The sequence below is a fragment of the Methylobacterium terrae genome (genome assembly GCF_003173755.1).
In the GTDB taxonomy this organism is placed as follows: Bacteria; Pseudomonadota; Alphaproteobacteria; order Rhizobiales; family Beijerinckiaceae; genus Methylobacterium; species Methylobacterium terrae.
In genome coordinates, this window is the sequence record NZ_CP029553.1 from 5,609,488 (window position 1) to 5,627,033 (window position 17,546).

Below are 17,546 nucleotides of genomic sequence, written 5' to 3' on the forward strand. Positions count from 1 at the left end.
CGGCCCCTTGATCCGGCCGCGTTTCCCGGCGACCACCACCCGGCGGCGAAGCGGCCGCGCCGCCGGGAGACGATTGATGCCGACACGACCCTGGCCGACACGACACATGGCCCCGGGCCGGACGCCGTGACTCCGCCGGCGATCCATCCACCGGGCATGGGTCCTCCGCCCGCGGCCGGCGGCCTGTTGGCGGCCCTGCGCCGGGGCGACCTCGCCGGGGCCCGGGAGCTGCGGCTCCTCGGCGGGCCGGAGGGGCGGCTCGCCGAGGTGCCGCCCGAGATCCTCGGCCTCGCCGACACGCTCGAGTTCCTCGATCTCGGCCACAACGACCTCGCGGCCCTGCCCGGCTGGTTCGGCCGCCTGCATCGGCTGCGGGTCCTGTTCTGCTCCGGCAACCGCTTCGCGCGGCTGCCGCCGGTCCTCGGCGATTGCGCGGCCCTGAGCCAGGTCGGGTTTCGCGGCTCCGGCCTCGTCGAGGTGCCGGGCGAGGCGCTGCCGCCGGCCCTGCGCTGGCTCACCCTCACCGACAACCGCATCGCGGCCCTGCCGGACGCGCTCGGCGCGCGCCCGCTGCTGCAGAAGCTGATGCTCGCCGGCAACCGCCTGCGGGCCCTGCCGGAAAACCTCGCGGGGGCGGAGAGCCTCGAACTCCTGCGCATCGCCGCCAACGGCTTCGAGGCGCTGCCGGCCGGCCTCGCCGCCCTGCCCCGGCTCGCCTGGCTGTCCTGGGCCGGCAACCCGTTCGAGGACCGGGCGGCACCGGCCCCGAATGCGGCGCCGCCGGTGGCGTGGTCCGACCTCGCGCCCGGCCCGCTGCTCGGCGAGGGCGCGTCCGGACGGGTGATGCGGGCGACGTGGCGGCGGGAGGGCGCGGAGCGGCCGGTCGCCCTCAAGCTGTTCAAGGGGGCGATGACCAGCGACGGGCTGCCCGCGCGCGAGATGGCGGCCTGCCTGACGGCGGGCGCGCACCCGCACCTCACCGGCGGCCTCGGCCGCCTCGTCGACCATCCGGAGGGCACGCAGGGGCTGCTGATGCCGCTATTGCCGGAGGGCTGGCGGGTGCTGGCCGGGCCGCCGAGCCTCGAGAGCTGCAGCCGCGACGTCTACGATCCGGCCTTGCGCCTGACGCGAGAGGCGGCCCTGCGGCTCCTGCGGGGCGTGGCGGCGGGCGCCGCCCACCTGCACGCCCGGGGGTTCGGCCACGGCGACCTCTACGGCCACAACGTCCTGTGGGACGGGACGCGCGGCGAGGCGGTGCTGAGCGATTTCGGCGCCGCCTCCGCCCTGGTCCCGGGGCCGGAGGGCGCGGTCCTGCAGCGCCTCGACGTGCGGGCCTTCGGGATCCTCGCCGAGGAGCTGCGCGGCCTCGCGCCCCTCGCCGATCCGGCCCTCGACGCGCTGGTGCAGGCCTGCACCGGGCCCGACCCGGCGGCGCGCCCCAGCATGGCCGAGGTGCTGCGTGCGCTCGACGCCGTCGCCGAGGAGGCGAGGCCGGCCTGAGCCGGCCCCGCTCCCGCCCTCAGCGGCTCTTCTTGTAGAGCTTGCTGGCGATCTCGAAGATCTCCTCGGGCTTGTAGTTCGGCGCGAAGGCGCCGTAATTGCCGTCGAGCTCCGGGATCTTGCCGCCCTCGGGCGCGCCGTCGACCACCTCGAGGTTGCCCGGCGGATCGCCCGGCAGCGCCACCTCGTCGTTCGACCACACGCCGGCCGCCTCCTGGTAGTCCGGCGAGTTGAACCGGTAGAGGCGGCGGTGGCTGCCCTCCTGGAGGTACTTCTGGCATTCCGGGATGCGGTCGAGGTTGATGTTGGGCGTCGGCAGCATCTGCTCGATGGCGACACCCGTGAGCTTCTTGAGCGCCAGCGCGTAGGCGTGGGCGTGGACCGAGCCGCGCACCAGGAGGTAGCCGCAGACCTCGCGCCCGGTCGGGTCCTTCAGGGTCTCGTAGACGCGCAGCTTGTGGATGCGCGCGCCGCATTCGAGGTGGAAGTTGTGCAGGAGGTCGATGATGATGTTCCCGGTCGTGGTGACCATGTCCATGTTCCACGACGCGGCGTTCGCGTTCATCGGCATCGCGCCGCCGCCGTTGCTCAGGAAGCTGCCGGCGAGGCGCACGTCCTGCATGTCGTGGAACGGGGCCTTCGACACGTCGACGTCCGGCGTCGGGTCGCCCGGGCCGTTGTTGAGCATCGACACGCCGGTCGAGACCAGCTCGACGTGGCCGAGCTCCTCCATGAAGATGCTCGAGACCAGGCTGTAGAACGGCCGCAGCTTGGACTTGTCGCGGAAGTTGAAGCTCTGGAACATGTAGTTCCCGAGCGTCGACATCTCGCCGTACTTGCCCCCGAGCAGCTCCTGCAGGGCGGCGGCGGCGTTCGGGTCGGGCCTCTTGGGCTGCGGCAGCTCGGCCTGCAGGCGGTCGATCCTCATGAACATGGGCACGGCACCTTCTTCGTCGGGGGTACTCCCCCGGTCCACCCGGGATAGTCCCGGGGGGCATCGGTTTGACCCATGTTGGGTTCCCGCCCGCTCAGGCGTCCGGGCGCATCGGTCGCAGGGGGAGGACGGGGCGCCCCGTGCACCGATTGGGGCATCCGCGCCGCATCGGTCGGCAAAGCACCGGGCGGCGGGGCAAGCTGCGCGATGGCGCTTGACCGCGGCGGGCCGGCAGGTCCCCCTTGAGAGATCGCCCCCTCTGGGGGAATCGCCGCCCGGCTCCGGGCCCCGACGATACGGACCCGATGACCGCCCCGATCGACACCGGCACCATCCTGACCCTGCTGCAGCGCGCGACCGAGACGGTGCGCGCCTCGACCGCCCGCGCCGTCGCGGCCGAGGCCCGGGCCGACCGGCTCGGCCGCGAGGTCGGCGCCCTGCTCGGCCGGGTCGAGGAGGCCCTGCGGGCCGCCGCCGCCGAGGCGGCCGAGGCGCGCCAGGCTGCCGCCGAGGCACGCCAGGCCGCCGCCGAGGCCGAGAACGCCGCCGCCGAGGCCGAGCAGGCCGCCGCCGAGGCCGAGAACTCCGCCGCCGAGGCGCAGGCCCGGGCCGGCGCGGCCGAGGTCAAGCTGTCGGCCGAGCGGGCGACGCTGCGCCGGCTGGAGGAGCGCCTGGCCGAGGCGACGGCCGAGACGAAGGCCGCCCGCCAGGCCGCCGTCGCGGCGGAGGCCGGCCGCGAGGCGGCGGAGGCCCGCCTCGCCCGCATCCGCGCGGCGCTCCTCGACGAGGCGGTTCCGCCGGCCGGGGCGGAGCGGCCGGCGGCCCTGCACTGACGCCTGCCCGGGACGATCGCCCGCGCGGGCAGTCCCCTCACCCCGCCTTCGACAGCGGATCGGCGATGCTCTCCAGCGACTTGCCCTCCGCGTCGACCCCGAGCCGCCACTCCGTCACCGCGGCGATCACGAGCAGCAGGGCCGCCCCCGCATAGCCCCCGGCGAGCGCCCAGTGCTGGCCGGATTCGATCAGGTGGGTGAACAGCCACGGCGCCATCACGCCGCCGGCGCCGGTGCCGAGCGCGTAGAACACCGCGATGGCGAGCGCCCGGGTCTCGAGCGGGAAGATCTCGCTCGCCGTGAGGTAGGCGGAACTCGCCGCCGCCGAGGCGACGAAGAAGATCGCGATCCAGGCGAAGGTCTGGGTCCAGGCGGTGAACAGGTCGAGACCGAACACTACCGCCGTCGCCATCAGCAGCACGCCACTGAGCGCGAAGGTGCCGGCGATCATCCGGCGCCGGCCGATCGTGTCGAAGAAGTGGCCGAGGAGCAGCGGGCCCAGGAAGTTGCCGACGGCGAGCGGCACCAGGAACACGCCGGCCTTGTTCTCCGGCACGCCGTAGAACTTCGCGAGCACCAGCCCGTAGGTGAAGAACACCGCGTTGAACAGGAACGCCTGGGCGATCATCAGCACCAGGGCGAGGATGCTGCGGCCGCGGTGCTTGTGCACCATCGACGTAAAAATCTCGCCGAAGCCGAAGCTCTTCCTCGGGTGCACCTCGAGGATGCCCTCGGCCTTCGGGAGCTTCCGGCCCGTCTCGGCCTCGACCGTGCGCTCGATCTCCGCCACCGTGCGCTCGGCCTCGTCCTCGCGGCCGTGGGTGACGAGCCAGCGCGGGCTCTCGGGCACGTAGCGGCGCAGGAACAGGATGCCGAGGCCGAGCACGCCGCCGATGCCGAAGCCGAGCCGCCAGCCGAAATCCGGGTCGAGGAAATCGGGATCGAGGAGGAGCAGCGAGGCCCCCGCGCCGGCCGCGGCGCCGAGCCAGAAGCTGCCGTTGACGATGAGGTCGACCCGGCCGCGGTACTTGGCCGGGATCAGCTCGTCGATCGCCGAGTTGATCGCCGCGTACTCGCCGCCGATGCCGAGGCCAGTGACGAGGCGAAACAGCGCGAAGCTCCAGAAGTCCCAGGCGAGCGCGCTGGCGATGACGCCGCCGACGTAGATCATCAGCGTGGCGTAGAAGACGAGGCGGCGCCCGAACCGGTCGGTGAGCCAGCCGAAGACCAGGGCGCCGACGACGGCGCCGACGACGTAGAACGAGGCCGAGGCGCCGATCTGCTGGAGGGTGAGGCCGAGCGCCCTTTGGTCCTGCAGCACCGGGCCGATCGCCCCGACGATCGTGACCTCGAGCCCGTCGAGCACCCAGGTGATGCCGAGCGCGACGACGAGGAGCAGGTGGAAGCGGCTCCACGGCAGCCGGTCCATCCGGGCCGGCACGTCGCTGCGGACCACGCCCGTTCCGGCGTCCCGCGCCGTTCCCGCTGCTGCAGCCACGTCGCATCCTCCCGCATCATCCGTGGGAGTGAGAACCGCAGCACGGCCGTTGCGTTCCGCCCGCGCCTCCCGCACACCGGGTGGAATCCGGCGCCGCCCCCATGCTCCGCATCGAATCCCTCCGCCGCGGCCGCTTCGGCCCCTTCGACCTCGCGCTGGCGCCCGGCGAGGCCTGCGCGGTCACCGGACCGTCGGGGGCGGGCAAGAGCGTCTTCCTGCGCATGATCGCCGACCTCGACCCGTCCGAGGGCCGGGTCAGCCTCGACGGGACCGACCGGGAGGCGATGGCAGCCCCGCTCTGGCGCCGGTGCGTGACCTATCTCGCCGCGGAGCCCGGCTGGTGGGCCGAGGGCGTGGCCGAGCACTTCCCCGCCGACGCCCCCTCCCGCCTCGCCCCCGAGCGGGAGGCCTTGCTTCTGCCACCGGAGGTGTTCGGCTGGCCGGTGGCGCGGCTCTCCACCGGCGAGCGCCAGCGCCTCGCGCTCCTGCGCGCGCTCGCCGGCGGGCCGCGGGTGCTGCTCCTCGACGAGCCGACCGCCTCCCTCGATCCCGACAGCGTGCGCGGCGCCGAGGCGGTGATCGCGGGGCGCCGCGCCGCCGGGCTGATCGTGCTCCTGGTCTCGCACGACCCCGCCCAGGTGGCGCGCCTCGCCTCGCGCCGGCTCGCGGTGGCGGGCGGGCGTCCCGCGTGACACGGTTCCCATGATCTCGTCGCCCGGCCCGCTCGATCTCGCCCTCGGGGCGGGCTTCGTCCTCGCCAATGCCGGCCTGTCGGCGATGCTGGGCTTGGGGCTCGCCCGCACCATGCTGGTGGCGGCAATCCGGCTGATGGTGCAGCTCACCCTGGTCGGGCTCGCCTTGCGCACGGTGTTCGGCCTCGGGGCGCCGGGGCCGGTGGTCGGGGTGGTCTGCGTGATGGCGCTCGCCGCCGCCTACGAGATCGGCGCCCGGCAGGAGCGGCCCTTGCGGGGGGCGTGGGCTTACGCGCTCGGCGGCCTCGTCACCGCGGGGGCGACCGTCCTCGCCGTCGCGGTCGGCCTCGCGGCGTTGCGCCCGCATCCGTGGTGGGACCCGCACGCGCTGATCCCGCTCGCCGGCATCGTGCTCGGCTCGGTGATGAGCGGGGTCGCGATCGGGCTCAACGGCTTCACCTCCGCGGTGCGGCGGGAGCGCGGGGGCATCGAGGCGCGGCTCGCGCTCGGCGCCACGCGGGACGAGGCGCTGGCGCCGCTCGTCCGCAGCGCGATCCGGGCCGGGCTGATCCCGGTGCTCAACCAGATGGCGGCGGCGGGGCTGATCACCCTGCCGGGGATGATGACCGGCCAGATCCTCGCCGGGCAGGACCCGCAAGGGGCGGCCTCGTCGCAGATCCTGATCCTGTTCCTGCTCGCGGGGGCGAGCGGCCTCGGGGTGACGGGTGCGGTCCTCGCCGCGTCGCGCCGGCTCACCGATGCCCGGCACCGCCTGCGGCTCGACCGGCTGGCGTGAGGATCAGCCCGGGCTGCGGCCGGTCTCGGCGGCGGCGACGCGGCAGACGTTGCGGGCCGGGCCGAGCTCGGCGAGCGGGGTCTGCTGGGTGCTGCGCGCGACCCGGACCGGGTGCGAGGTCCAGCGGGCGGCTCCAGCCGAGCCGGACTGGACTTGAGCGAGCTGGGTCGCGGCGGACGGCGCCCGGCGCGCGATCGTTCCCTCGCGGTCGTACCACGGGCGCTTCTCGTAGAAGGCGTTGCCGCCGGCGAGCGCGACGTAGTGCATGTTGCGGTAGGAGAAGGTGTAGCCGGCGGTGTGGAAGAACATCGCGCCGCCGACCTTCTCGTGGCGCTCGCCGGCCAGGATCGCGTCGGCGACCTGCACGGCCTTCTCGCGCTCGCGGTCGCGCATCGGCTTGTGCAGCACGCCGGCGGCGAACTGGCGCTTCTGGCCGACCACGCCGCAGATCGAGTTCGGGTAGGCCGGCGCCTCGAGCCGGTTCATCACCACGGTGCCGACCGCGAGCAGGCCCTCCTCGCTCGAGCGGTTGGACTCGAAGTACATCGCCCGGGCGAGGCAGTCCCGGTCGGCGCTGGTGACGGCGGCGAGCTGCTTGCGGTCCGGAAGGCTTCCCGTCGTGTCGACCCCGGCCGGCAACATTCCGCAGGCGCCGAGCTGGGGCGCCGTGGCGAGAACCGCGAGGGCGGCGGTGATGGGGAAAGTCCGGTTCCGCGTCATGCAGGCCCCTCTCGTTGCATTGGCCGGGCCCGGCCGGAACGGCCGCGCTCGAGGTCAAGCTTGGGGCGGAATGTGGCGAAGACGGGGCACGGATACGGTTCGTAAACCAATCCGCGAGCGTGGCAATAAGATAGGGGCGGCGTGGTGCAAACGGGAAACACCGCCGGCGCGCCGCCGAAGCGTCGCGCCACCGGCCGCGACAGGACGGCACGATCACGGCGCGATCATGGCCAGTCGACGGCAGCGCGGCGGTGCGGCGACGGGGCCGCGCGCCCGGTTTCGTCCGGCCCGCGACAGTCCTGCGGTGATGGAGCGGGTCGTCCCGCTCCGGCCGGATCGGCGCAGGACAGGGGCACGAAGTCGAAGCCCGCCGCGGAGGCCTCGCGGCGCAGGCCCATGTCGCGCAGCAACCTGTCGTCGAGGCCGGCCAATCTGGTGCGGTCGCGGACCTGCCGCAGCTTTCGCGCCCACGCGCCCTCCCCGGGCGGGCCGCTCCCGGGCGCGGGCGGGCGGCGAAAGGCGAGGAGGCGGCGAATCAGCGGCAGCATGGCGTAGGCTCTTCCCGGTTGCGGACGGGCCACCCTCGCCCGGGCTCCGGGCGCCGTGCTTCGGCCCCGGCCGAAGCGTCACAGCTCAGATTTCGGCCCCGGCCGAAGCGTCACGCCTCATGCTTCGGCCCCGGCCGAAGCGTCACGCCTCATGCTTCGGCCGGGGCCGAAGCGTCACGCCTCATGCTTCGGCCCCGGCCGAAGCGTCACGCCTCATGCTTCGGCCCCGGCCGAAGCGTCGGGCGCCGCCCCGGCCTATGATCGCCGGCGGAAAAAGAGGAGAGCCCCATGGTGACCGTCACCGCGCTGGCCCGCACCGCCGCCCTGGTGGGCGACCCGGCCCGCGCCGGCATGCTGGCCGTGCTGATGGACGGCCGGGCGCTCACCGCGGCGGAGCTCGCCCGCGCCGCCGGCGTGACCCCGCAGACCGCGAGCGGCCATCTCGCGCAGCTGACCGAGGCCGGCCTCCTCGCGGTCGCGCGCCAGGGACGCCACCGCTATCACCGCCTCGCCTCCCCGGCGGTGGCGCGGATGCTGGAGGGTGTGATGGCGGTGGCGGCCGGCCCGCCCGCGGACGCGGTCCGGTCGCCGTCGCTGCGCGGACCCCGGGACGCCGGGTTGCGCGAGGCCCGCACCTGCTACGACCACCTCGCCGGCCGCCTCGCCGTCGCGATGACGGACGCCCTCGTGGCGCGGGGCGCGGTCGAGCTCGGGGCCGATGGCGGCGCCCTCACCCCGGCGGGCGAGGATTTCCTGCGCGGCCTCGGGGTCGACCTCGCGGCCGCGCAGGCCGGTCCGTCCCGCCGGCGGGTGTTCTGCCGCCCCTGCCTCGACTGGAGCGAGCGCCGGCCCCACATCGCCGGCGCCCTCGGGGCGGCGCTGCTCGCGACCTGCCTCGACCGGGACTGGCTGCGCCGGATCGAGGGCAGCCGCGCCGTCGCGGTGACGCCCGGCGGGCGCCTCGCCCTGCGGCAGGCCTTCGGCTACGGGCGCGACTGCGCCTGCGGCGAGGCCTGAGCCGGGACCCGGGCGGCCCGACGGGGCGCGCATCGACCGCCGGCCGCGCGCAGGCCTCGGCGCGCCCAGGCGCCGTGCAGAGGACCGTTGCGGTTCGGGGGATCCCCGTTCAGACTGCCGCCAGCCGTCACCGCCCGGAGCATGTCGCGCAGTGCCCGATGAATCGACCAAGGGACCGGCTTCGTATTTCCCGTCGATCGAGAAGACGTACGGTCGGCCCGTGAGCGAGTGGCAGCAGCTCGTCCGTGCGAGGCTCCCGGCCAGGCACATGGAACTGGTCGCGATGCTGAAGGCCGACCACGGGATGGGCCACGGACACGCCAACGCGATCGTGGCGCACGTCCTGGCATCCGAGACGACGTGACGGTTCTTCGGTTCCCGTCGCTCGGCCCGCGCGACATCCGCCGTCAGACATCCCGCGCCGCGTGACGATCCGGCGGGAGGACGCCGAGGGCGACGCGAGGGGAGCCTTGCGGCGAACCTTGCGGCAGGGCCTTGAATCCGGCGCACATCCCCGCCACCTGCCGGTCGCGCCTGCGGTTGGGCGCTCTTCGGAGAAGATCATGCCGCACCACGACACCACCGCCCTCTCGGGCACGATCCAGCACGTCTTCGCGCACCGCTTCACCCTGGAGGCGGACGGCGCGGTCCACCTCGCCGATCTCGGGCCGAAGGGCGCGGAGGCCTTCCCCCTCGCCGCCGGCCTGCACGTGACCCTGGAGGGCGAGCGCCGCCCCTCCGAGATCAAGGTCGCGCGGATCGCCGCCCCGGGGCGGGACCCGGTCGAGATCCACCACAAGAAGCCGCATCATCCGGGCAGGAAGCCCCACCCGGACGCGCGCGTCGATCCCCTCGTGGATCCCTTGGCCGCCCTCGCCGCCGTGACGGCGGCGGGCTGGACGCCGACGGGCGAGCCGCGCAGCAAGCCGAAGCACGTCGAGGTGCTGGCGCGCCGGGGCGACGGGGCCTGGACCGAGCTCCACGTCGACGCGTCCGGTACCGTCTACAAGGAGAAGGCACCGGACGCGGCGAAGTGGGGCGCGGCTCTCGCCTGATCCCTTCGGCCCGAATTCCTTCGGCCTGATCCCAACGAGAACCGAATCGGGGCCGCGCGCGAGCGCGGTCCCTTCACGTCCGTACGGGTTCCATGCCCGTCCGCCGGATCGCCGCCGCGGCCTCGGCCGAGACGAGATGGGCGATCAGCGCCCGCGCCGGCTCGACCGCGCCCGAGCCCGCGACGATCGCCGCCGTGAAGGTCTGGACCAGCTGGACCTCGTCGGGCAGCGGCCCGACCACGTCGATCCCCGGCACATCGACGAGCTCGCTCACTGGCCCGAGGGCGAGGTCGGCCTCGCCCGCCGCCAGGGCGGCGGCGGAGTCGGTGCCGCGGGGCAGCATCGTCACCCGCACCGCCCCGGCGAGGCCGAGCCGCGGAAACACGCTGTCCCGGATGAACAGGCCGCTGGTGCTGCCCGGCATCACGACGTGGCGGGCCTGCGCCAGGGTGCGGGCGAGCGAAGCGACGGTGTCGATCGGGGGCCTCGGCGCGCCCGTCCGCACCGCGGCGGCGAGCGGCGCGGTGGCGAGCTCCACCGCCGACCCTTCGGCGATCCGGCCGTCCTGCGTCAGCTCGTGCAGGCCCTCGTTCGAGAGGATCACCACGTCGACGCGCGCGCCGTGCGCGAGCTGGTGCCGGATGGTCCGCGGCCCCTGCCCCTGCGAGGCGCCGGACAGGGTCCGGACCGTCAGCCCGGTCGCCCGCTCGAAATCCGGCAGCACCGCCCGGTAGGCGAGCGCGAAGCCGCCCGAGATCATGACGGTGAGGGCGGCGGTCTCGTCCGAAGGGGTCATCGCGGTCGCTCCCGGCCTCGAGGCGGATCTTTGGTGCCGGATCCTTGGGACGAGATCGCCCGCCGGCGCAAGCCCGGCCACGATCCGCGAGCCTCTCCTATTCCCGGACCCGCATCCGATCCTCTAAGGCCCTCCCGGGACACGCGGGATCATGGGGGAGACACGATGGAACCGGCGGAACGAAGCGAGGAGCGGGGCTTTCCCCGCTGGCGGCTCGCCCGGGGGGCGGTGGTGCTGCCGGACGAGCGCCCGCCGCTCGCGCAGGCCGTGGTGCTGGCGCTCCAGCACGTGGTGGCGATGTTCGGCTCCACCGCGCTCGCGCCCCTGCTGATGGGCTTCGACCCCAACCTCGCGATCCTGTTCTCAGGGCTCGCGACGCTGCTGTTCTTCGTCGTGGTCGGCGGGCGGGTGCCGAGCTACCTCGGCTCGAGCTTCGCCTTCATCGCCGTGGTGATCGCCGCCACCGGCTATGCGGGGAGCGGCCCGAACCCGAACCTGCCGGTCGCCCTCGGGGGCATCGTGGCGGCGGGCGCGGTCTACGCCCTGATCGGTCTCGCCGTGATGCGGGCGGGTGACGCCTGGATCGGCCGGCTGATGCCGCCCGCCGTCACCGGGGCGATCGTCGGGGCGATCGGCCTCAACCTCGCGCCGATCGGCGTGAAGGGCATCTCGGGCTCCGGCCTCGATGTCGGGATCGGGCTGTTCACGGTGCTGGCGGTCGGGCTTGCCGCCTCGTACCTGCCGGGCGCCGCGCGGCGCCTGCCGCTCCTCATCGGGGCCTTGGCCGCCACCCTGCTCTACGGCGTGCTGGCGAACGGGCTCGGGCTCGCCAAGCCCCTCGATGTCGGGCGGATCGCCGACGCGCCGTGGTTCGGCTGGCCGCACTTCGCGACGCCGGTCTTCGAGCCCTCCGCGATCTGGCTGATCGCCCCCGTCGCCCTGGTGCTGGTCGCCGAGAATCTCGGCCACGTGAAGGCGATCGGGGCGATGACCGGGCGCAACCTCGACCCCTGGCTCGGCCGGGCGTTCCTCGGCGACGGGCTCGCCACGATGCTGTCGGGGTTCTTCGGCGGCACCGGCGTGACGACCTACGCCGAGAACATGGGCGTGATGGCGGTGACCCGGATCTACTCGACCCTGGTCTTCGCCTTCGCGGGCGTCGTCGCGATCCTGTTCGGGCTGTCGCCGAAATTCGGCGCCGCGATCCTGGTGATCCCCGGCCCGGTGATCGGCGGCCTGTCGGTGGTGGTGTTCGGGCTGATCACCGCCGCGGCGGGGCGGATCTTCGTCGAGAACCGGGTCGATTTCTCGCGCACCCGGGTCCTGCTCACCGTCGGCACGGCGCTCGTGCTCGGCGCCGGCGACTTCACGGTCTCCCTGGGCAGCTTCAAGCTCGGCGGGATCGGCACCGCCACGGCGGCGGCCATCCTGCTCTACCACCTGCTGCGCGACGAGCCGGCCTGACGCGGGCGGCCGGCAAGGCCATCTCCTGCTTGCCGGCCCGTCCACGACGTGGCTGCCAGCTCCGGGAAAAGCTGACAGCCGGGCGAGACCAGTTCAGCCACAGTAGCATGGCGGTCGCGACCATGCTCTAATCAGGCCTTTCTCCCCTCTCGCCCGGGGCGTCAGGAGGCCGGCATGCAGCCAGGACTGCGCGCGCAGCAGCATCCGCCCCGCGGGGTGGCGCCGGGCGGCGGCACGGCGGACCGTCTCGCCGATCCCTTCGCCCATCCGCTCTCCGCCCCGCTCGCGGGCGACCTCGTCGCCGGGCTGATGCGCCGCCACGAGGTCGCGGCCGAGCGGCTGATCGGCTGGCTGCGGGTGGGGATCGGGGCCTGCGTCTTCGTCACGGTGATCGCCGCCGGCCACGTGCTGGACGGGGCGGTCGGCGCGTCGCTGGCGCTGTTCCAGCGCAACGCCTGGATCGCCGCCCTCGGCTTCCTCCTCGTCGGCGCCGCCAGCCTCGCGCTCGCGGTGCCGCAGCGCTGGCATCACGGCTACGCCTACCTGTTCATGGTCCTGGATGTCGGGCTGGTGCTGGCCATCACGGTCCTGGCGCTCGGCGAGCGCGGCCTGCCCGGCAACGCCGTGCCCTCCGCCCCGATCGCGTGGGCGATCCCCCTGGTCCTGGCGGTGGGCGCGCTGCGCTACGACGTGAAGGTCCAGCTCTCGGCGATCGCGCTCCTCGCCCTCGGCCTCGTCGGGATCGCGGCCGGGCTCGAGCACCCCCTGGTGCCGGATCCGGCCGCCGCCGGCATGCCGGCCTGGACGCAGGCGTTCTCGATGCCCGTCAACGCGATGCGGCTGACGCTGCTGCTGCTCGCCGGCGCCGCCACGGCCTTCGGCATCGTGCGCTCGCGGCGGCTCCTCGCCTCGGCGGTCCGGGACGCGGTCGGGCGCGCCAGCCTGTCGCGCTTCCTGCCGGCCGAGATCGCGCCCCGGCTGGCGGCGGGCGACGCCGCGCTGCGCCGCGGCCGCCGCCAGCGGGCGGTGATCGCCTTCGTGGACATCCGCGATTCGACCGGGATGGCCGAGGGCATGGATCCGGAAGGCCTGTCGCGGTTCTTCACCGCCTTCCGGACCCGCATCCTCGCCTGCGTGCGCCGGCATCACGGCTTCGTCGACAAGTTCATCGGCGACGGCGCGCTGATCCTGTTCGGCGTGCCCGACGAGGGCGGCGACGACGCGGCCCGGGCGCTCGCCTTCGCGCAGGACCTCACCGGCATCGTCGAGGCCTGGAACGAGAGCCGGGAGCTGCCCCACGCGGTCCGGATCGGCATCGGCATCCATGTCGGCGAGGTCTTCTGCGGCATCGTCGGCGACGAGGAGCGGATGGAGTTCACGGTGCTCGGCGACGCGGTCAACGTCGCCTCGCGCCTCGAACAGGCGACCAAGCGCTACGGCGCGGTCGTGCTCGCCTCGGAAGCCGCCGTCGCCGGCTCGTCGGATCCCGCCGCCTGGCGGGAGGTCGGCCGCGAGCCCCTCGCCGGCCGCAAGCAGCCCATCGCGATCTTCGCCCCGGTCCCTCCTTCGGGCGCCGGACGAAGCCTCCCCTGACGAAGAAGGCCCCGCCGCAGCGGGGCCCCTCGTCCCTCGTCCGGGTCGGGCGGCCGCTCACTCGCGCCCGGGGCGCAGCCGCACCGCCTGGGCGAGGCGGATCAGCTCGCGCGCGGTCAGGCCGCGGCGGTCCTGCGCGGACCAGATCTCCCCCACGGGCCGCGCCGCGCCGTGTCCCTCGCCCTGTTCCCGGCCCCGTTCCCGGCCGCGGCGCGTCTCGCGGGACCGGCCGGAGAGGCGGGGCTCCCCGCCCGACAATCCGCCCACGGACCGGTCGGCTCTCGCTGCCGTTCTCATGCGTGCTCCCATGCGAACCCCTCGGCGAACCGGGCGCATGGTTAGCGAAGCGTGGCTGTTTGCGGAATTCTTGAAGTGGCGCCGCGGCGCTCTACCCGGGCGATATCCCGGGCCGGGGCACGGGCGAATGTGTGGGCCATCAGCCGGCGACGCGGTTCCTGTTCCCCGCTGCGCCGACCCTCCCGCAACCACCCGGCCCACTGAGCCTCACAGGCTGGCGGGGAGAACTGGTCCACCGCCAACTCGTCGTCACGAGCTCCCTCACGGTCCAGCCTGTCGGCGGAGCCGGAGCGCCACAGGATACGTCCACGAGGGAGACGTGTCGTCTAACAGGTCACCGGCGGGGGGCAAGGGGCGGTTTGCCGCCGCGGCGGGCCGTCGCCCCCGCCGCCATGCTCGGCAAGCATGGCCGTCGTGCGGGGCCTCCGGTTGCTGTGTGCGCTGCAACATGGGAGAGGGTTTGTGCACCGCAGCGATGGCGTCGCGGCGGTGCAGCCCTCTTTGGGCGTTTCCTCCCTAGACTTCGGGCCGCCTCGCAAGGGCGGCCTTTTTTCTGTTGCGCGGGACCCCGGCGCGGCGACACTGGCGGCGCGGCGCCCGACGGGAGAGGTTGGCATGGATCGTCCACGAAGCGTCGGCATCGCCTGGTACGAGCCGGGCGACTATTCGCGGGTCCGGGAGGCGATGGCGGATTCCGGCCTGCCCGAGAGCTACGCGACCTGGCAGATGTCGGCGGTCCAGGTCGAGCGCGAGGTCTCGCGCAGCGGGGTCGCGGTCGCTCGCATCCGGATCGAGCCGGAGGCCTTCCTCGCCTGGTGCGGCGCGAGGGGCGTCGCGCCCGACGCGAAGGCGCGCGCCGCCTTCGTGCGCGAGACGCACGAGGCGCAAGGGGGCTGAGCGCCGGTCCGGCCGCGAGCGGAGCCGCCGGCCCCGCGAGGGGACCGGGCCCAGGATCGACCGTCGCCGTGCCGACGCAACGCGGCGAGCGGCCGGGCGAGGACGCGGACAGCCGCTCCGATCACGCCGCGGCCGCGACGGGATCGAGGACCGCCAGCGCCGCGGCCAGCGCGGCCTCCGTCTCCGGCCGCGGCCGCACCAGGGGCAGGCGCAGGTCGGGGGCGAGGCCCGGCCGCAGGAGCGCGAGGGCGAGCTTGACCGGGCCCGGATCGGTCTCACGCGACAGGGCGGCGATCAGCGGCATCAGCCCGGCCTGGAGCGCCCGGGCGCGGGCAAAGTCGCCGGCCCGGGCGGCGCGCTGCAGGGCGGCGCAGGCCCCCGGCACCAGGTTGGCGACCGCCGAGACGCAGCCCTGCCCGCCCAGCATCGCGTGGGCGGCGGCGGTGGCGTCGTCCCCGGAGAGCCGGAGGAGGTCCGGGCCGGCGGCCCGCCCGACGGTCGGCGGCCGGGCGAGGTCTCCCGTCCCATCGACGAATCCCGCGATCCCCGGCAGGGCGGCGAGGCGCGCCAGGGTGTCGGGGAGGCAGTCGATCCCGGTGCGGGCCGGCGCGACGTGGACGAGGAGCGGCAGGTCGACCGCGGCGGCGATCGCCGCGTAGTGCCGGACGAGGCCCTCCTGCGTCGGGCGGTTGTAGTAGGGCGTGACCGAGAGCGCGGCGGCGGCCCCGGCCTCGGCCGCCGCCCGGGTCCGGGCGATGGCGGTGCGGGTGCAGGGGCCGCCGGTGGCGGCGATCACCGGCACCCGGCCCCGCGCCGCCTCGAGGACGACGCGCAGGGCGAGGCCGCGCTCGGCCTCCGTCAGGGTCGGCCCCTCGCCGGTGGCGCCGCCGACCACCAGCCCCTCCGTGCCCTGCGCGACCTGCCAGGCGACGAGGTCGCCGAGCGCCCGCTCGTCGAGCCGGGTCCCGCCCGCCGCGAACGGCGTGACGAGGGCGGTGAGGGCGCCGCCGAGCCTGGGTGCGGGTGTCACGGGACGAGGGCCAGGGTGGTGTCGGCGAGGCGCACCGCGTCGGGCCGGCGGCCGGTCTCGGCGGCGGCGTAATGCAGCGCGTCGCGGCGGCTGCGGAAGATGCCGCCGCCGAGGCCGTGGGTCTCGACCGCGAGCCAGTGGCCCTCGGCGCTCCGGCCGACCAGGAAGGCGAGCGGCAGACGGGCGGGGGCGGCGACGTTCGCGGTGGCGTCGATCAGGGGTCGGGGCATCGGGGGGATCGGGTTCGCGCGGCCGTCCCGCGGCCGCACCCTCAAGGTGTCCCGGACGCCGTGAAGGATCGAGGCGGACGGACCGGCCCCGGCATCAGGATCCCGTATGGTTTTGCCGAGGCCCCGCGGGCGCTCCCCCACAGGGCGACGCCCCCGCGGAGGACCGCGAGGGCGAGGACGAGGCCGGCGAGGAGGCGGATCACCCCCATCGGTGCCTCACGGCCGCAAGTCGACCCGGCGGATCTCGCCGACCACCACGAGGTAGCACAGGCCCGCCACCAGGGCGTTGAGGCCGACGAAGACCAGGGCGCCGTTGAACGAGCCGGTCTGCTGCACGATGTAGCCGATGACGATCGGCGTGGTGATGCCCGCGAGGTTGCCGAAGGTGTTGAACAGCCCGCCGCTCAGGCCCCCCGATTCCTTCGGCGAGGTGTCCGAGACCACCGCCCAGCCGAGCGCGCCGATGCCCTTGCCGAAGAAGGCGAGCGCCATCAGGCCGACCACCAGGGCGTCCGCCTGGACGTAGTTGCAGCCGATGATCGCCATCGAGAGCAGCATGCCCGACACGATCGGGATCTTGCGGGCGGCGGTGAGCGAGTAGCCGCGGCGCAGGAGCTGGTCCGAGATCACGCCGCCGAGGATGCCGCCGAGGAACCCGCACAGGGCCGGCAGCGTCGCGGCGAAGCCCGCCTGCAGGATCGACAGGCCGCGCTCCTTCACCAGGTAGACCGGGAACCAGGTGAGGAAGAAGTAGGTCAGCGTGTTGATGCAGTACTGCCCGACATAGATCCCGAGCAGCATCCGCTCGGAGAGGAGCTGGCGCAGGGTGCGGCCGGCCCGGGTCGCGGTCTCCGCGCGGCGCCCGTCCATGTCCATCATGGCGCCGCCGGCCTCGAGGTAGTCGCGCTCGGCCGGGTTGATGCCGGGATGCTCGCGCGGCCCGTGCACCACCTGGGTCCAGAGCAGCGCGAAGGCGATGCCGAGCGCCCCCATCACCGTGAAGACGTGGTGCCAGCCGAGCGTGTGGACGATCCAACCCATCAGCGGCGCGAACAGCACGGTGGCGAAGTACTGGGCCGAGTTGAAGAAGGCCGAGGCCATGCCGCGCTCGTTCGCCGGGAACCAGGCCGCGGTGATGCGGGCATTGGCCGGGAAGACCGGCGCCTCGGCGAGGCCGACCGCGAGGCGAAGCGAGAACAGCACCGCGACGGCGGTAAAGCCGGAGAAGAAGCCGACGGCGCCCTGCATCAGCGTGAAGGCCGACCACAGGAAGATCGCCGCGGCGTAGACCCATTTCACGCCGTAGCGGTCGAGCAGCCAGCCGCCGGGAAGCTGGGCCAGCACGTAGGACCAGGCGAAGGCCGAGAACACGTAGCCCATGGTCACGGCGTCGAGGCCGAGCTCCTTGGCCATGGCCGGTCCGGCGATGGCGATGGTCGCCCGGTCGGCGTAGTTGATGGCGGTGGCGGCAAACAGCATCGCCAGGATGACGAGGCGGATGCGGCTCCGCTTCGCGGCCGAAAGGCCGGTGGCTGCGCTCGTGATTGCGCTCATGGGATCTCCTCCCGGGGGCCCGCGAGGGGGCCGACGGCGTCTTGTTCGCGCCCCGCATTCGGGCAGGGGCGTTCCGGGACGGGACACTAGGG

Annotated in this window: 18 protein-coding genes; 10 read left to right on the forward strand and 8 right to left on the reverse strand. The window is 74.4% G+C overall.

All coding sequences use genetic code 11. The features are described from left to right. Positions 1–156: 156 nt before the first annotated feature. Entirely contained in the window at positions 157–1,500 is a 1,344-nt protein-coding gene (locus DK419_RS25965) for a leucine-rich repeat-containing protein kinase family protein (RefSeq protein WP_109961639.1), read from the forward strand. A 19-nt stretch (positions 1,501–1,519) separates the two neighbouring features. Here DK419_RS25965 and DK419_RS25970 read toward each other — a convergent pair whose 3' ends face one another. Next, a complete protein-coding gene (locus DK419_RS25970) occupies positions 1,520–2,434 on the reverse strand; it encodes a manganese catalase family protein (protein WP_109961640.1) in 915 nt (304 codons plus the stop codon). Positions 2,435–2,739: 305 nt separating this feature from the next. Here DK419_RS25970 and DK419_RS25975 point away from each other — a divergent pair, with 305 nt between their 5' ends. Beyond that, positions 2,740–3,267, forward strand: coding sequence for a hypothetical protein (locus DK419_RS25975; RefSeq protein WP_109961641.1), 528 nt, complete (start codon positions 2,740–2,742; stop codon positions 3,265–3,267). A gap of 37 nt (positions 3,268–3,304) precedes the next feature. Here DK419_RS25975 and DK419_RS25980 read toward each other — a convergent pair whose 3' ends face one another. Then, positions 3,305–4,696 (reverse strand): MFS transporter, encoded by a 1,392-nt coding sequence (locus DK419_RS25980; protein ID WP_109962509.1) that lies wholly within the window; start codon positions 4,694–4,696, stop codon positions 3,305–3,307. A gap of 170 nt (positions 4,697–4,866) precedes the next feature. Here DK419_RS25980 and DK419_RS25985 point away from each other — a divergent pair, with 170 nt between their 5' ends. Together DK419_RS25985 and DK419_RS25990 are read left to right on the forward strand one after the other, a co-directional pair. Further along, positions 4,867–5,457 carry an ABC transporter ATP-binding protein gene (locus DK419_RS25985; protein ID WP_109961642.1) on the forward strand — a complete coding sequence of 197 codons (591 nt, stop codon included), beginning with the start codon at positions 4,867–4,869 and terminating at the stop codon, positions 5,455–5,457. A gap of 10 nt (positions 5,458–5,467) precedes the next feature. Then, positions 5,468–6,253 carry an ABC transporter permease gene (locus DK419_RS25990; RefSeq protein ID WP_109961643.1) on the forward strand — a complete coding sequence of 262 codons (786 nt, stop codon included), beginning with the start codon at positions 5,468–5,470 and terminating at the stop codon, positions 6,251–6,253. A 3-nt stretch (positions 6,254–6,256) separates the two neighbouring features. On the opposite strand, the gene DK419_RS25995 is transcribed toward DK419_RS25990, so the two are convergent. After that, entirely contained in the window at positions 6,257–6,973 is a 717-nt protein-coding gene (locus tag DK419_RS25995) for a cell wall hydrolase (RefSeq protein WP_109961644.1), read from the reverse strand. A 224-nt stretch (positions 6,974–7,197) separates the two neighbouring features. Continuing rightward, complete coding sequence (locus DK419_RS26000) at positions 7,198–7,521, reverse strand: hypothetical protein (RefSeq protein ID WP_109961645.1); 324 nt, start codon at positions 7,519–7,521, stop codon at positions 7,198–7,200. Positions 7,522–7,809: 288 nt separating this feature from the next. On the opposite strand from DK419_RS26000, the gene DK419_RS26005 reads away from it, so the two are divergent. The 3 genes from DK419_RS26005 to DK419_RS26015 all read left to right on the forward strand — a co-directional run bounded on the left by DK419_RS26005 (position 7,810) and on the right by DK419_RS26015 (position 9,593). Further along, entirely contained in the window at positions 7,810–8,538 is a 729-nt protein-coding gene (locus DK419_RS26005; protein WP_109961646.1) for an ArsR/SmtB family transcription factor, read from the forward strand. A 151-nt stretch (positions 8,539–8,689) separates the two neighbouring features. Then, entirely contained in the window at positions 8,690–8,902 is a 213-nt protein-coding gene (locus tag DK419_RS26010) for a DUF4287 domain-containing protein (RefSeq protein ID WP_109961647.1), read from the forward strand. 199 nt (positions 8,903–9,101) lie between these two features. Further along, positions 9,102–9,593, forward strand: a complete 492-nt coding sequence (locus tag DK419_RS26015; RefSeq protein ID WP_109961648.1) for a hypothetical protein — start codon at positions 9,102–9,104, stop codon at positions 9,591–9,593. A 73-nt stretch (positions 9,594–9,666) separates the two neighbouring features. Here DK419_RS26015 and DK419_RS26020 read toward each other — a convergent pair whose 3' ends face one another. Continuing rightward, the gene (locus DK419_RS26020; RefSeq protein ID WP_109961649.1) at positions 9,667–10,389 is read right to left on the reverse strand and encodes a substrate-binding domain-containing protein; all 723 of its coding nucleotides are present in this window, start codon (positions 10,387–10,389) and stop codon (positions 9,667–9,669) included. 165 nt (positions 10,390–10,554) lie between these two features. Here DK419_RS26020 and DK419_RS26025 point away from each other — a divergent pair, with 165 nt between their 5' ends. From DK419_RS26025 to DK419_RS26035, 3 genes are all read left to right on the forward strand, one after another. Continuing rightward, positions 10,555–11,853 (forward strand): solute carrier family 23 protein, encoded by a 1,299-nt coding sequence (locus DK419_RS26025; RefSeq protein ID WP_109961650.1) that lies wholly within the window; start codon positions 10,555–10,557, stop codon positions 11,851–11,853. 174 nt (positions 11,854–12,027) lie between these two features. Continuing rightward, entirely contained in the window at positions 12,028–13,446 is a 1,419-nt protein-coding gene (locus DK419_RS26030) for an adenylate/guanylate cyclase domain-containing protein (protein ID WP_109961651.1), read from the forward strand. 912 nt (positions 13,447–14,358) lie between these two features. Next, positions 14,359–14,640 (forward strand): hypothetical protein, encoded by a 282-nt coding sequence (locus tag DK419_RS26035; RefSeq protein ID WP_109961652.1) that lies wholly within the window; start codon positions 14,359–14,361, stop codon positions 14,638–14,640. A 121-nt stretch (positions 14,641–14,761) separates the two neighbouring features. On the opposite strand, the gene dapA is transcribed toward DK419_RS26035, so the two are convergent. From dapA to DK419_RS26050, 3 genes are all read right to left on the reverse strand, one after another. Further along, positions 14,762–15,670, reverse strand: coding sequence for a 4-hydroxy-tetrahydrodipicolinate synthase (gene dapA / locus DK419_RS26040; RefSeq protein ID WP_109961653.1), 909 nt, complete (start codon positions 15,668–15,670; stop codon positions 14,762–14,764). Beyond that, a complete protein-coding gene (locus DK419_RS26045; protein ID WP_109962510.1) occupies positions 15,667–15,900 on the reverse strand; it encodes a hypothetical protein in 234 nt (77 codons plus the stop codon). Before DK419_RS26045 ends, dapA begins: the two co-directional genes overlap by 4 nt. Before the next feature lie 216 nt (positions 15,901–16,116). Beyond that, the gene (locus DK419_RS26050; RefSeq protein WP_109961654.1) at positions 16,117–17,454 is read right to left on the reverse strand and encodes an MFS transporter; all 1,338 of its coding nucleotides are present in this window, start codon (positions 17,452–17,454) and stop codon (positions 16,117–16,119) included. Between the last annotated feature and the right edge of the window lie 92 nt (positions 17,455–17,546).

What these genes read in the sequence shown, in the direction of transcription:
- DK419_RS26025 (WP_109961650.1), top strand. Translation starts at nt 10,555, where the DNA reads ATGGAACCGGCGGAACGAAGCGAGGAGCGGGGCTTTCCCCGCTGGCGG.
- DK419_RS26045 (WP_109962510.1), bottom strand. Translation starts at nt 15,900, where the DNA reads ATGCCCCGACCCCTGATCGACGCCACCGCGAACGTCGCCGCCCCCGCC.
- DK419_RS26030 (WP_109961651.1), top strand. Translation starts at nt 12,028, where the DNA reads ATGCAGCCAGGACTGCGCGCGCAGCAGCATCCGCCCCGCGGGGTGGCG.
- DK419_RS26015 (WP_109961648.1), top strand. Translation starts at nt 9,102, where the DNA reads ATGCCGCACCACGACACCACCGCCCTCTCGGGCACGATCCAGCACGTC.
- DK419_RS26000 (WP_109961645.1), bottom strand. Translation starts at nt 7,521, where the DNA reads ATGCTGCCGCTGATTCGCCGCCTCCTCGCCTTTCGCCGCCCGCCCGCG.
- DK419_RS26005 (WP_109961646.1), top strand. Translation starts at nt 7,810, where the DNA reads ATGGTGACCGTCACCGCGCTGGCCCGCACCGCCGCCCTGGTGGGCGAC.
- DK419_RS26020 (WP_109961649.1), bottom strand. Translation starts at nt 10,389, where the DNA reads ATGACCCCTTCGGACGAGACCGCCGCCCTCACCGTCATGATCTCGGGC.
- DK419_RS25980 (WP_109962509.1), bottom strand. Translation starts at nt 4,696, where the DNA reads ATGGACCGGCTGCCGTGGAGCCGCTTCCACCTGCTCCTCGTCGTCGCG.
- DK419_RS26035 (WP_109961652.1), top strand. Translation starts at nt 14,359, where the DNA reads ATGGATCGTCCACGAAGCGTCGGCATCGCCTGGTACGAGCCGGGCGAC.
- DK419_RS25985 (WP_109961642.1), top strand. Translation starts at nt 4,867, where the DNA reads ATGCTCCGCATCGAATCCCTCCGCCGCGGCCGCTTCGGCCCCTTCGAC.
- DK419_RS25975 (WP_109961641.1), top strand. Translation starts at nt 2,740, where the DNA reads ATGACCGCCCCGATCGACACCGGCACCATCCTGACCCTGCTGCAGCGC.
- DK419_RS25970 (WP_109961640.1), bottom strand. Translation starts at nt 2,434, where the DNA reads ATGTTCATGAGGATCGACCGCCTGCAGGCCGAGCTGCCGCAGCCCAAG.
- DK419_RS25990 (WP_109961643.1), top strand. Translation starts at nt 5,468, where the DNA reads ATGATCTCGTCGCCCGGCCCGCTCGATCTCGCCCTCGGGGCGGGCTTC.
- DK419_RS26050 (WP_109961654.1), bottom strand. Translation starts at nt 17,454, where the DNA reads ATGAGCGCAATCACGAGCGCAGCCACCGGCCTTTCGGCCGCGAAGCGG.
- DK419_RS25965 (WP_109961639.1), top strand. Translation starts at nt 157, where the DNA reads ATGGGTCCTCCGCCCGCGGCCGGCGGCCTGTTGGCGGCCCTGCGCCGG.
- DK419_RS25995 (WP_109961644.1), bottom strand. Translation starts at nt 6,973, where the DNA reads ATGACGCGGAACCGGACTTTCCCCATCACCGCCGCCCTCGCGGTTCTC.